At 61.0% G+C, this 12,838-nt stretch carries 10 protein-coding genes; 7 read left to right on the top strand and 3 right to left on the bottom strand.

The genetic code is table 11. The features are described 5' to 3' along the window. Positions 1 to 24: 24 nt before the first annotated feature. Positions 25 to 798 carry a 2,3-dehydroadipyl-CoA hydratase PaaF gene (paaF, locus tag ACA057_RS21845; protein ID WP_497342235.1) on the bottom strand — a complete coding sequence of 258 codons (774 nt, stop codon included), beginning with the start codon at positions 796 to 798 and terminating at the stop codon, positions 25 to 27. A 353-nt stretch (positions 799 to 1,151) separates the two neighbouring features. On the opposite strand from paaF, the gene paaY reads away from it, so the two are divergent. The 3 genes from paaY (at position 1,152) to feaR (ending at position 3,823) form a co-directional block, all read left to right on the top strand. Further along, on the top strand, positions 1,152 to 1,748 hold the full coding sequence (gene paaY / locus ACA057_RS21840; RefSeq protein WP_497342233.1) for a phenylacetic acid degradation protein PaaY: 597 nt from the start codon (positions 1,152 to 1,154) through the stop codon (positions 1,746 to 1,748). 152 nt (positions 1,749 to 1,900) lie between these two features. Beyond that, a complete protein-coding gene (gene paaX, locus ACA057_RS21835) occupies positions 1,901 to 2,824 on the top strand; it encodes a phenylacetic acid degradation operon negative regulatory protein PaaX (RefSeq protein WP_497342231.1) in 924 nt (307 codons plus the stop codon). A gap of 84 nt (positions 2,825 to 2,908) precedes the next feature. Further along, a complete protein-coding gene (gene feaR, locus ACA057_RS21830; protein WP_497342229.1) occupies positions 2,909 to 3,823 on the top strand; it encodes a transcriptional regulator FeaR in 915 nt (304 codons plus the stop codon). A gap of 35 nt (positions 3,824 to 3,858) precedes the next feature. Here the strand turns inward: feaR and tynA are convergent, their stop codons facing one another. Further along, entirely contained in the window at positions 3,859 to 6,135 is a 2,277-nt protein-coding gene (gene tynA / locus ACA057_RS21825) for a primary-amine oxidase (RefSeq protein ID WP_497342227.1), read from the bottom strand. A gap of 223 nt (positions 6,136 to 6,358) precedes the next feature. On the opposite strand from tynA, the gene ACA057_RS21820 reads away from it, so the two are divergent. The 3 genes from ACA057_RS21820 (at position 6,359) to ACA057_RS21810 (ending at position 10,407) form a co-directional block, all read left to right on the top strand. Beyond that, positions 6,359 to 6,859 (top strand): sigma-70 family RNA polymerase sigma factor, encoded by a 501-nt coding sequence (locus ACA057_RS21820; protein ID WP_059406951.1) that lies wholly within the window; start codon positions 6,359 to 6,361, stop codon positions 6,857 to 6,859. Positions 6,860 to 6,899: 40 nt separating this feature from the next. Next, complete coding sequence (locus ACA057_RS21815) at positions 6,900 to 7,883, top strand: FecR family protein (RefSeq protein WP_497342225.1); 984 nt, start codon at positions 6,900 to 6,902, stop codon at positions 7,881 to 7,883. A gap of 97 nt (positions 7,884 to 7,980) precedes the next feature. Further along, complete coding sequence (locus ACA057_RS21810; RefSeq protein ID WP_497342223.1) at positions 7,981 to 10,407, top strand: TonB-dependent siderophore receptor; 2,427 nt, start codon at positions 7,981 to 7,983, stop codon at positions 10,405 to 10,407. Positions 10,408 to 10,520: 113 nt separating this feature from the next. On the opposite strand, the gene ACA057_RS21805 is transcribed toward ACA057_RS21810, so the two are convergent. After that, positions 10,521 to 11,672 carry an MFS transporter gene (locus ACA057_RS21805; RefSeq protein ID WP_497342221.1) on the bottom strand — a complete coding sequence of 384 codons (1,152 nt, stop codon included), beginning with the start codon at positions 11,670 to 11,672 and terminating at the stop codon, positions 10,521 to 10,523. Between the two features lie 169 nt (positions 11,673 to 11,841). Between ACA057_RS21805 and ACA057_RS21800 the strand changes: the two genes are divergently transcribed. Next, positions 11,842 to 12,834, top strand: coding sequence for a diaminopimelate epimerase (locus ACA057_RS21800; RefSeq protein WP_497342219.1), 993 nt, complete (start codon positions 11,842 to 11,844; stop codon positions 12,832 to 12,834). Positions 12,835 to 12,838: the final 4 nt, after the last annotated feature.

Below are 12,838 nucleotides of genomic sequence, written 5' to 3'. Positions count from 1 at the left end.
TCGAATTCGTTGGCGTTTTGGCAGCTATTCGCCGGTAAAAGTCGGCGTGCGCTTTTCCTGAAAGGCCCGAATGCCTTCGTCACGGTCGCGGGTGCCGGCCAGCACCGTGAAGGCATGACGTTCAAAACGCAGTCCGCTGGCCAAGTCGGTGTCCATCGCTTTGAGCAGCGCTTCCTTGGCCAGACGCACGGCCAACGGGGCTTTGCCGGCAATGGCGCGAGCAATCTGCAAAGCACGTTCGACGGTGAATTCCGGTTGCGTCACTTCACTGACCAGTCCTGCGCGTTGGGCTTGGCGGGCGTCGATCGGCTCGCCAGTCAGGACCATCTGCATGGCCATGGATTTGCCGACGGCGCGCAGCAGGCGCTGGGTGCCACCGGCGCCGGGCATGATCCCGAGGTTGATTTCCGGCTGGCCGAAGCGGGCGTCTTCACCGGCAATGATGACGTCGGCGTGCATCGCCAATTCGCAGCCACCGCCGAGGGCGAAGCCGTTGACGGCGGCGATCAGCGGTTTGTTGAAGCGGGTGATGGTTTGCCATGACGCCTGGCGCGGGTCGTCGAGGATGCCGACCAGATTGCGTTCGGCCATTTCCTTGATATCGGCACCGGCCGCGAAGGCTTTGCGGCTGCCGGTCAGGACCACGACGCGGGTGTCGGGGTCGGCTTGTGCGGCATTCAGTTCATCCGCCAGTTCACCAAGCAATTCGGTGGTCAGCGCGTTCAGTGCTTGCGGGCGTTGCAGCGTAATCAGGCGAACGCCCGGCTCGAGGAACTCGACAGCGAGGGTTAGAGGCATGGCGGATGTCCTCACGGTGCACGCTCGGCTGATGTGCCGGCTCGTTATTGGATCGGCCAGGTGGGCCGGTTTTGCCTGAGTATACCTACAACGTGATACGCAAATACAATAGTAAAACTTATTTAATGTGTCTTATTGATCGGCGGTGTGTTTTCAGTGACTGGTTTTTTGGAGTCGCTTTTCAGCGACATAACCCCGGTTCTATTGGTTTGTATGGCGAATTAAGCGCCATCGTCGAGCGTTCTCGACAGCGCCGGCTTAAGTGATACGGTTTTTTGTCTTTGTGTTGATAAAAGCGATGTGATACAAAATGAGTCAATATCGGCATCGCTTTGCGCAAAGAGGAACGTTCCATGACCTGCTACAGCCTCGATGGCTTGACCCCGGTGGTTGATCCCACTGCTTACGTGCATCCGTCCGCCGTGCTGATCGGCGACGTAATCATCGGCCCGCATTGCTACGTCGGGCCGCTGGCGAGTTTGCGCGGGGACTTTGGCCGGATCGTGCTGGAGGAGGGCGCCAATCTGCAGGACACCTGCGTGATGCACGGTTTCCCGGACAGCGACACCGTGGTCGAGCGCAACGGCCATATCGGTCATGGCGCCGTACTGCACGGTTGCCGGATCGGCGCCGATGCGCTGGTGGGCATGAATGCCGTGGTGATGGACAACGCGCGCATTGGCCCGCGTTCATTCGTCTCGGCGGCGGCCTTCGTCAAGGCCGGCTTCGAATGCCCGGAACAGTCGCTGGTCATGGGCGCCCCGGCCAGCGTCAAGCGCACGCTCAGCGATGAAGAAGTGGCGTGGAAGCAGGCCGGCACTCGTGAGTATCAGCAACTGGCCAAGCGTTGCCTTGAACAGATGCAAGTCTGCGAACCGCTGAGCGAACCGGAGCCGGATCGCCCACGCATCAGCGACAGCGGCTTGCGCCCGAAAGGCAGTTCTCTATGAACACAACACCCTGTGGGAGCGGGCTTGCCCGCGATAGCGTAGTGTCAGTGGACACACATGTTATTTGACACACCGCTTTCGCGGGCGAGCCCGCTCCCACAGGGGAATGCGTATTCGGTATATTCCTTTCTTTTTTTCAGCTCGGTACGCCCATGTCGTCCCTGACACCGTTAAACCATCTGATCACCCGTTTCCAGGAACAGACGCCGATCCGCGCCAGCTCCCTGATCATCACCTTGTACGGCGATGCCATCGAGCCCCATGGCGGGACGGTCTGGCTGGGCAGCCTGATTCAATTGCTCGAGCCCATCGGCATCAACGAACGGCTGATCCGCACCTCGATCTTCCGTCTGACCAAAGAAGGCTGGCTGACTGCCGAGAAAGTCGGGCGTCGCAGCTATTACAGCCTGACCGGGACCGGTCGCCGGCGTTTCGACAAGGCGTTCAAACGGGTCTACAGCTCTACCGTGCCGGCGTGGGACGGTTCCTGGTGCCTGGTGATGCTGACGCAACTGACCCAGGACAAGCGCAAACAGGTGCGCGAAGAACTGGAATGGCAAGGTTTTGGTGCGATCTCGCCGGCCGTGCTGGCCTGTCCGCGCAGTGACCGTTCCGATTTGAATGCAACCTTGCTCGACCTTGGCGCCCAGGAAGAAACCATCGTCTTCGAGACCACCGCGCAGGACGTCCTGGCCTCCAAGGCCTTGCGTTTGCAAGTGCGCGAGAGCTGGAACATCGAGGAGCTGGCGACCCATTACAGCGAATTCATCCAACTGTTCCGACCGCTCTGGCAAGCGCTTCGCGAGCAGGAGAACCTGGAACCGGCCGACTGCTTCCTGGCACGCGTCCTGCTTATTCATGAGTACCGCAAATTGCTGCTGCGCGACCCGCAACTGCCGGACGCGTTGCTGCCCGGTGACTGGGAAGGCCGTGCCGCACGCCAGTTGTGCCGCAATATTTATCGGTTGATCTACGCCAAAGCCGAGGAATGGTTGAACAGTGCGCTGGAAACCGCCGATGGCCCGCTGCCGGACGTGGGCGAGAGTTTCTACCGGCGCTTTGGCGGGCTGAAATAGCCCGTCGTTGTCCAGGAGCAATGCGGTTACGGAGAACCTGTGGATTGGCGTAGACAATAAAAATAAGCCTGCGTGAGGCCCGACATGATTTCTTCAACTGCACAGCGCCATGATGGGTTTGATCAGTGGATCCATCAGATCAATCAGATCTGTGGCGCCTTCAATGCACAACCCCTCGGCGCAGAGTTCGCCGGGCGGATCCGCGAGCATCAGGACGGCGCGCTGAAACTCAGTTTTGTCGATGCCCGCCAGGCGCGGTTGTACCGTACGCCTCAGGAAGTCGCCGCCGGCGAGGGCGGTAAATATTTCGCGGTGTTCCAACTCGACGGCACGGCCGGCATGGCCCAGGGCGACAGCAAGGTTTTACTGTCGGCCGGGGATATCACGCTGATCGACGCTTCGCGCCCCAGCGACTTCACCTACAGCGAAAACTCGCGGCAGCTGTCGCTGATTCTGCCGTATCAGTTGGTTGAACAAACCCTGCGTTTCAATCAGGTCAAATGCGGCCACCGGATTGCCGCGACATCGCCAATCGCGATGCTGTCCCACCGCTTGATCCTCGACGCCACGTCCCAGCAAAACCTCAGTCGCCCGGAAAGCGAAGCGACCCTGGAGGCGATTGTCAGCCTGCTGCGCCCGGCGATCAGTCAGACCGACGACGGCGGCGATGTGCATGAACGTACCTTCCGCAAGACCCTGAGCTTTATCGATGAGCACATCCGCTCGGAGGAACTCTGCCCGGAATGGCTGGCGCGGGAAGTGGGCATGTCGACCCGTGGGCTGTATCGGATGTTTGCCAGGAAGGGGTTGGTGGTCGCGCGCTACATCAAGAATCGGCGTCTGGATTTGTGTGCGGAATCCCTGCGTCGCTCGGGCACGGAGCAGAAGTTGTCGGTGCTCGGCTATTCGTGGGGGTTTTCCGATTCGAGCTATTTCTCCACAGCGTTCAAATCGCGCTTCGGCATCGCGCCGGGTGAGTACCGCAAGAAACACGCGTGAAATTCAATTGGATAAACGCGTACCCCTGTGGGTGTTTATTGAGGGGCGTTGAGGTTCAACGTCGGCGTTTCATCGAAGAAGTTCCACGGCTTCAACAGCACGTGCACCCACTCGGTCGGCATGATCGGCCACTCTTCGGCCCGGGCGATGTGCGTGGTGCCGGTGGTCAGCCAGACCACGTCGTCGCTGTTTTCGATGGACTGGTCATCGTGGGTGAACTGCCCGAGCCCCGAGTCTTTGTCCGAGCGGTTCGGGTACTTGCCTTCCGGGTATTTCTCATCCGGGTTGTAGCGCGTCACCCACAGTTGCTTGTCCATGAAACTCAAGCGGTGATAGAGCCATTCGTCCTTGCCGAAGTTGGCGCCCTTGGCCACTGGGTGAGTCCCGCCGGCATACGGAATCAACTGATAGGACACCGGGTTGCCGACCTTGTTTTCCTTGCTGAAGTTGGTCAACAGGCGCACGGTCGACGGGTCGAATTTCTGTGCGGCTTGCTGTTCGGTGCTGACCACTTTGTTTTCAGTCTGCATGGTGCTGGTGCGCGGCCCGCCACGGTCGTTTGGCAGCACCACGGGGTTCACTTCAACCAGTGAATTGGTCTCACCATCCACATCCATGTCCAGTCGGAAGTTGTAGATGTGCTGGTGGGTGGTGCCGACGATGTTGTGGTCGAGCAGGGTGCCGTAGCGCGTGTCTTCCTTGGCCGTGGCCTCGTGCATGGTTTTCGATTGCACGCCTTTAACCGCTTCGATCCCGGTGGCGCCAGCGTCGATGCCGATGGTGCCGTTCTGCTGGAAGACCCAGTCGAAGATGTAGTCGTAATTGCCAACGGTGCTGATCCAGCGCACCACCAATTCGCGACGCTCGGTGCTCAGGTTCGGCTGGCCCATCTCCTGGTGTTTGTATTCCGGGCCGGCGTAGCGCTCGAACACGGCCATGGCGCGCGGGATCGACGTCGGGGCGCCGGTGTAGTCTGCAATGGTGGCGTCCAGCAGCACGGCGTTTTCCGGGGCGTCTTTGCCGCGGGCGATTGGCGACGTCAACGTGCCCATGCCGTAATCGCCGGAATCAAGGTAAGCCTTGAAATACCAGCCGCCGTCGGGATCGCCGTAAGGCACGATCATCCCGCCCAGCGAGCCTTCGTACATGATTTTGCGTTTCTTGCCTTTGTCGTCATAGGTGACCGTCGACAGGATCGGCCCGACACGGGAATCGAGGCGGACGTGGAAATCCCAGTTCTGCCAATGAATGCTGTTGCCGGTGATGGTGTAGTTTTTCCCCTCCGGCTCGATGATCTCCAGCGGCTTGACCTGTATGCCTTTGCGCCCGCGCCCGTCATACGGCGTCGGCTTCATCGGCACCGGAATGACCGCGCCGTCTTCGATCTTGATCAGCTTCTTTTGCTCCAGGTCGACAATCGCCACCAGGCCCTCGATCGGATGGCTCCAGTAATTGCCGTCACCGGTGTTGAGGTAGCTGACGATTTTCAGCAGGCGTTTATCTTGCGCCAGGCCGTCCTTGCCGTCGAAATAGCCGACGGTCAACGGCGTGGCCACGACCTTTTTCACATCGGTGATGCCACGCTTGGCCAGCGCCTCGGCGTATTCGGGGCTGGCCTCGATGGCCGATTGCACGGTGGCGAAGTCGTCGAGCAAGACCATGCCGTGAGCGCCTTCGACCGGTTTCCATGATTTAAGGGTCTTGCTGTCGAGATCGACCAGCGCCTCGATCACATGCTTGCCATCGAGTACGACGATATTGGCCTGGCGCGGCTGGGTGACGTTCTGCCCGGTGTATACGAAGTTCCAGACCTGATCCTTCGGCGGCTCATTGACGGAGACTTCGGTGAAACGGAAACCGGGCTTGTAGTGGTCGGATGTCTTGACGATAGCCACCGCTGCCTTGATTTCATCCGCACTCAGCGGGTTGAGCGGGTTAGGGCGGGTCTCGACCACGAAGGTCTTGTCCAGGCCGGACTGGAACACCTGATTGATGAAGTCCTTGGACATGAACGCGGTGTTGTTCTTGAACACCACCGGCACCGACAGCTCCATCCGCTTGCCGTTGAGCATGGCGACTTTGCTGTCCGGTTTGACCTTGAGGTAGACCCCGTCCTTGGCAATGGTGAACAGGTTGGAATAGTCATCCCATTTGACCGTCGCCCCAAATTCCTCAAGGGTCGATTGCAAGGGCACCATGTCGGCATGACCGCCGTGGGCATGGGCACTGGACATCCAGCAAGGCAAGCCAAGGGTGCCCAAGGTGATGGCCAGCGCGAGTCGAGCCAGGGGTCTTCTTTTAAACATGAACATTGGCAATTCCTTGGGTAAAACCGGTGACAGGCATAGCTGCACTTTGCTACAGCCTGTGGATCGCTTCTTTTGGATGCCTGCCAGAATCCTTTGGCTCCGTGCCTAAATCAACTTTTCCCTCTCCAGCCCCATCGGCGCAAACGTGTGGCATCGGTCTGGAATCCGTTGCTTCCAGTTAATAGGAAGCATTACTATTCACGCCCCGTCTCCACAGCACGCCGCAATGACCCCCAAGTTGCCCCGCAGACACGGCTTTTTCGAGCATTACGAAGAGTTGGTTGGCACCTGGACCCGTCGCCTGAGAAATCGTCAGCAGGCCGAGGATCTGGCCCACGACACCTTCGTGCGGGTGCTTGAGTCCGATTCGGCGGCGGTGGAGCAACCTCGGGCCTATTTGCACCAGACCGCCCGCAATATCGCGGTGGATGGTTATCGGCGTGAGGATCGGCGGGGCGCCATGGAGTCGGAGGCGATCGATCACAGTGCGTCGTCGTCCGGCGACCCGGAGCATTTCATGCATGCGATCCAGTTGGCTGATTCCATTGAACGGGCGCTCACCGAGCTGCCGGTCAACTGCCGCAAGGTGTTTGTCTGGCAGAAAATCGAAGGCCTGACCCAGGCCGAAATCGCCGAACGCCTGGGACTGTCCAAGAACATGGTGGAAAAGTATATGATCCGCACGCTGCGGCACCTGCGTGATCGTCTGGACGGATTGCACCCATGATCGGCCGCGCCTCTTTATCCCCAGCCAAACAGGAACTTCCATGATGGATACTCGTGATTGTGCGTGCGGGCAAACAACGGTTCGTGACAATGCAGCGCGCTGGTTTGTGCGTCTGCAGGAACCTGCGGTGGATGTCGAAGACTATCGGCGCTTCGAAGCCTGGCTGGCCGAACACCCTCAGCATCGTGATGAATTTCAAGTGCTCCAGGGCTTATGGACGGCAACCGACCTGGTGCCTGCCGCGCGACTGAAAGCCTTGTGCGAAACCCCGCCGGCCCGCAGTAAGCGCCGCCCGATGGTGCGTTATGCGGTGGCCGCCAGTGTGTTGGCGGTAGCGCTCGGGCTAGGGCTGTTCAGCGGCTTGAATCACTCGTCGACGTACACCGCCGAATTCTCTACCGCGTTGGGCGAGCGCCGCCATGTGGCGTTGCCGGATGGCTCGGTGATCGACCTCAACAGCCGCAGCCGGGTGCAAGTGCAATATGACAAAAATCGGCGGGGCATCGAGCTGACTGAAGGCGAGGCGATGTTCAGCGTCGAGCACGACACTGGCCGACCTTTCGTGGTCGAGGCGGGCAACGGCAAGGTCACCGTCACCGGCACCCGCTTCGATGTGCGCCGCGACAGCGCCCAGACCCGGGTCGCCGTGGAGCAGGGCACCGTCAAGGTCCAGCGTCTTGACGCCGCCGACAGCGATTTCGTCAGCCTGACTGCCGGCCTCGGCTCGCACATTGATGCCCAAGGCAACGTGGCCGCCGCCTACGCGGTCAATCCGGCAGAACTGACTGCCTGGCGCAGCGGCAAACTGGTGTTCAACAACGCCAGCCTTGCCGAAGTTGCTGCTGAAGTCTCGCGTTACCGGGAAAAGCCACTCACGGTCGGCAACGACAAAGTGGGCAATCTGCGCCTGACCAGCGTGTTCAAATCCGACAACACCGACGCACTGCTCAAGGCCTTGCCGAGCATCCTGCCGGTGGCCGTGCGCACCCTCGACGATGGCAGTCAGGAAATAATTTCAAAATAAATTCAGGTTTTTTTCGAGTTGATCGTCTTCCTGTCCAACTGCAACTGGTTTGCATTAACAGGCGCACACTCTTGCGATCCACAGGACTCCGTTCGACGTGAAAAAATCCACCGCTAAAAACAACAAATCCCCTTGGTTGCGGCTCACTTTGGCTTTGGCCGTCAGCTCGGCACTGCCCCAGGCATTCGCCGCCGACGCTATTCATATCCAGGCCCAGCCGTTGGGCCAGGCCTTGAGCCAGCTGGGTCAGCAAACCTCGCTGCAGGTTTTTTTCAGCCCTGAACTGGTGGCCGGCAAACAGGCCCCGGCGGTGGACGGCAACCTCTCTCCGGAAGAAGCCCTGCGTCAGTTGTTGCAAGGCAGCGGTCTGCAATACCAGATCGATCAAGGTTCGGTGACCCTGATGCCCGCGCCGACTTCCGCGTCGAATGGTCCGCTGGAGCTGGGCGTGACCGACATCAAAGTGGTCGGCGACTGGCTCGGTGATGCCAATGCCGCCGTGGTGCAGAACCACCCTGGCGCGCGCACCGTGATCCGCCGCGAGGCGATGGTCGAGCAGGGCGCGATGAACGTCGGCGACGTGCTTAAGCGCGTGCCCGGTGTGCAAGTGCAGGACGCCAACGGTACCGGCGGCAGCGATATTTCCTTGAACGTCGGCGTGCGCGGCCTGACGTCGCGTCTGTCGCCACGCTCCACCGTATTGATTGACGGCGTGCCGGCAGCCTTCGCCCCATACGGCCAGCCGCAACTGTCGATGGCGCCGATTTCTTCCGGCAACCTCGACAGCATCGACGTGGTTCGTGGCGCCGGCTCCGTGCGTTATGGGCCACAGAACGTCGGCGGCGTGATCAACTTCGTGACCCGTGCGATCCCGGAAAAAGCTTCCGCTGAAATCGGCTCGACCCTGGAAACCTCCCAGCACGGCGGCTGGAAGCACATCGACACGGCATTTGTCGGCGGCACCGCAGACAACGGCATCGGCGTGGCGCTGTTGTACTCCGGCGTGAACGGCAACGGTTACCGTGAACGCAACAACGGCAACGACATCGACGACGTGATCCTCAAGACCCACTGGGCGCCCACCGATGTCGACGATTTCAGCCTCAATTTTCACTACTACGACGCCAGCGCCGACATGCCCGGCGGCCTGACCCAGGCGCAGTACGACGAAGACCCGTTCCAGTCCGACCGCAACAACGACAACTTCAGCGGTCGCCGCAAGGACGTGTCGTTCAAGTGGGCCCGGCAGATCGACGACCGCACCCAGGCCGAAGTGCTGACCTACTATTCCGACAGCTTCCGCGGCAGCAACATCGCCGCCCGCGATCAGAAGACCCTCGGCTCGTTCCCGCGTACCTACTACACCTTCGGCATCGAGCCGCGCGTGTCCCATGTGTTCGATGTCGGCCCGACGACCCAGGAAGTCAGCGTGGGTTATCGCTACCTCAAGGAAGGCATGCACGAATCGGCCAGCCGCCTGGCGCTGAACAGCAGCAACGAACCGGTGGTGCGTCCGGGTTCCGACGGGCACGTCTATCAGGACCGCACCGGCGGCACTGAGGCCAACTCGGTCTACGTCGACAACAAGATCGACGTCGGCAACTGGACCGTCACGCCCGGCATCCGTTTCGAACACATCAGCACCGACTGGCACGACCGCCCGGTGCTCGACACCGCTGGCAAGCCGGTGCCGGAAAAGAACCGCAGCATTGAAAGCAATGAGCCGCTGCCGGCCCTGAGCGTGATGTATCACATCTCCGATGCCTGGAAACTGTTCGCCAACTACGAGACTTCGTTTGGCAGCCTGCAGTATTTCCAGCTCGGCCAGGGGGGTACGGGTGACGATACCGCCAATGGCCTGGAGCCGGAAAAGGCCAAGACCTACGAGGTCGGCACGCGCTACAACGATGATGTGTGGGGCGGCGAAGTGACGCTGTTCTACATCGACTTCGATAAAGAACTGCAATACATCAGCAACGACGCGGGCTGGACCAACCTCGGCGCGACCACGCACCGGGGCATCGAGGCCTCGGTGCATTACGACATGGCAGCCCTGGACCCACGCCTTGACGGCCTGACCGCCAACGCCGGTTTCACCTACACCCGCGCTGTCTATGAAGGCGAGATTCCGGGCTTCAAGGGCCGCGACCTGCCGTTCTACTCGCGCCAGGTCGCGACTGCCGGACTGCGTTATGACATCAACCGCTGGACCTACAACATCGATGCGTTCGCCCAGTCCAAACAGCGCTCGCCGGGTGTGGCGGTGAACGCCGATGGTAGCTTCACCAACAACTACATCACCGAAGGCACCGCGGATGGCCAGTACGGCGACATTCCGGGCTACGTGACCTGGAACGTGCGTGGCGGCTATGACTTCGGTCCGCAGGTGTCGAACCTGAAAGTCGGGGCGGGGATCAAGAACGTCTTCGACAAGCAGTACTTCACCCGCTCCAGCGACAACAACTCGGGCATGTACGTCGGCGCACCGCGCACGTTCTTTGTGCAGGCCAGCGTCGGGTTCTGATAGACCAAGTCGACCCCATCGCGAGCAGGCTCGCTCCCACAGGAATCTTCAGTGAACGCAAATTTTGTGTTCGCTGAATATCCCCTGTGGGAGCGAGCCTGCTCGCGATGCTTTTAGACTTTCAACACTTTCCCGCCAATGGCCACCGCCACCAGCAACACCGCCATCAACGCGAAGGCAAAACTCAAGCTGCTGGCGTGAGCGATAAAGCCGATCACCGCAGGCCCCGCCAGAATTCCCGCATAACCCAGGGTGGTGATAGCCGGCACGGCGATGCTTTGCGGCATGACGGTCTGCTTGCCTACCGCGGTGTACAGCACCGGAACGATGTTCGAACAGCCAGCCCCGAGCAATGCATAACCCACCAGCGCCGCTTCCCAGCTCGGTGCGAATGTCGCCAGAAACAGACCGGCCGCCGCCGTCAGCCCGCCGAACACAATCACCTTGGTAGCGCCTAATCGCCGCACGATTGAATCACCGGTCAACCGCCCGACCGTCATGGTCAGCGCGAACGCCGCATAACCCAGCCCCGCATACGCCGTGGCGATTCCGCGCTCCTGTGTCAGGAACACCGCGCTCCAGTCGAGCGCCGCGCCTTCGGCCAGGAACACGATGAAACACATCCCGCCGATGAACAGCACAATGCCGTGGGGAACGGCAAACGCCGGGCCCGAACGTTCGCTGCCATACGGCAGCAGGTGCGGCGCCGCTTTAAATAGCGCGATCAGCAGGACCGCGTTCACCACCAGCATCGCCCCCAGCGGTGAGACCTCCAAGCCGAGCAAGGCGCTGACACCGGCAGCACCGACGATGCCGCCAAGGCTGAACATCCCGTGGAAACCCGACATCATGGTTTTGCCGCTGGCCCGCTCGACGATCACCGCTTGCAGGTTCACCGTCGAATCCACTGTGCCAAGGCCGGCGCCAAACAGGAATAGCGCCACGATCAGCGCCGGAACCGAAGACACCGTTGCCAGCAACGGCAGGGCCAGGCAGATCAGCAGCGTGCCGGCGGTCGCTACCCGGCGACAGCCATAGCGCGTGGACAAAATCCCGGCCATCGGCATCGCCAGGATCGAGCCGACCCCCAGGCACAACAGCAACACACCGAGCGTTCCTTCATCCAGCCCGGCCCGCGCCTTGGCGTACGGCACCAGCGGCGCCCACGCGGCAATCCCGAAACCGGCAATAAAAAAGGCGATGCGCGTGGACATCTGTTCCAGGCGCCCGGGAACGAATGAGGTTTGGGTGTTGAGGTTGGTCATATCAATCCTTGGCAAAAAACGTCGCGTCCCCAAGGGACAGTGATTGACCGGTGTGGGTTCGATCAGCGTCCGGGCGAGTTTGCGGTGAGGCAGGGTGACATCCTTGCACAGCCTGACGGCGTTTCGCGATATGTTGAGCCCGACCAATGATCTAATCAGGGAGGGCGCCATGGCGCGGATGTACGATGCACGAGGCAATATCTACCTGGTTGTGGCGCCTGAAGACTTGCGCCGCGACGGCATCGACTTGCCCGATCAGGCCCGTCACGCCGCGCAAACCCGTGAAGCCTGGGCGTTGGCGGCCATCGAGGCGTGCTGTGGCTGGGCCCCCGGCACACAACCACCAGGCAGCAAGGACCATTGCAGCGATGGTTTGCTGGTGGGGCCGTTCCAGGCGTCGCCTCCATTTGATCTGTTGATCGTGAACACCGACGGCACCCTGGCCGAGCGCAGCGGCAATGGCCTGACGATTTTCTCCCAGGCGCTCAGTGACCTTGGGCTCTGGCCGAAGGGCGAGGCGTGCCTGCTCAGGGTCCACCACGACAAGGCCGATGTTGGTTCACCGGGCGAGACATCGGTGAAACCGGCGCAGGTCGAAGGCGTGCAGGGGTTCTGGCTGGACTTGGGCAAGCCTGCCTTCGGACCGGGTGCGGTCAGTGCTGAAGGGGTTGAAAGCGTGGCGTTCAACGGTCGCGAACTCAGCCACGTGCAACCGTTGGCGTTGCTGGATGGCGCTTGGGCGCACAGTCAGTTCGTGCGGGTAGGTAATCCGCATTGCGTAACGCTTGTGGATAACGCGGGTGCCTTGCCGAGTAATGAGCAGATGCGCCAAGCGGAATTGGCCGAAGGGCTGACGCGCATCGCTTATGCCATGCCGACCGGGGCAGGGCGACCCTGCCCGGCGGGGATCAACCTGCAATGGGCGTTGCTTGAGTCCGCGGGCCGAGTGACGGCGCGGGTGTTCGAGCGTGGCGAAGGGCCGACAGCGTCGTCGGGCACCAGCGCCAGCGCAGTGGCGTGCGCGGCTTGGCGGGTGGGATGGGTGTCGGCGGGCGAAGTGAACGTCGTCATGCCCGGCGGTACGGCGCCGATTCTGCTGGAAGAATCGGGCGGTGAGTTGAGTCGGGTCAGCCTGTTTGGTACGGCGCGATTGATGCGGTGATTGT

The organism is Pseudomonas sp. LBUM1661 (assembly GCF_059695925.1).
The sequence above is the reverse complement of the archived record's forward strand: the minus strand, read 5'-3'. Positions and strand labels throughout refer to the sequence as shown.

Coding starts and splice junctions, on each gene's coding strand:
- paaF (WP_497342235.1), bottom strand. CDS start 798: ATGCCTCTAACCCTCGCTGTCGAGTTCCTCGAGCCGGGCGTTCGCCTG.
- paaY (WP_497342233.1), top strand. CDS start 1,152: ATGACCTGCTACAGCCTCGATGGCTTGACCCCGGTGGTTGATCCCACT.
- paaX (WP_497342231.1), top strand. CDS start 1,901: ATGTCGTCCCTGACACCGTTAAACCATCTGATCACCCGTTTCCAGGAA.
- ACA057_RS21820 (WP_059406951.1), top strand. CDS start 6,359: ATGACCCCCAAGTTGCCCCGCAGACACGGCTTTTTCGAGCATTACGAA.
- tynA (WP_497342227.1), bottom strand. CDS start 6,135: ATGTTCATGTTTAAAAGAAGACCCCTGGCTCGACTCGCGCTGGCCATC.
- ACA057_RS21815 (WP_497342225.1), top strand. CDS start 6,900: ATGATGGATACTCGTGATTGTGCGTGCGGGCAAACAACGGTTCGTGAC.
- feaR (WP_497342229.1), top strand. CDS start 2,909: ATGATTTCTTCAACTGCACAGCGCCATGATGGGTTTGATCAGTGGATC.
- ACA057_RS21800 (WP_497342219.1), top strand. CDS start 11,842: ATGGCGCGGATGTACGATGCACGAGGCAATATCTACCTGGTTGTGGCG.
- ACA057_RS21805 (WP_497342221.1), bottom strand. CDS start 11,672: ATGACCAACCTCAACACCCAAACCTCATTCGTTCCCGGGCGCCTGGAA.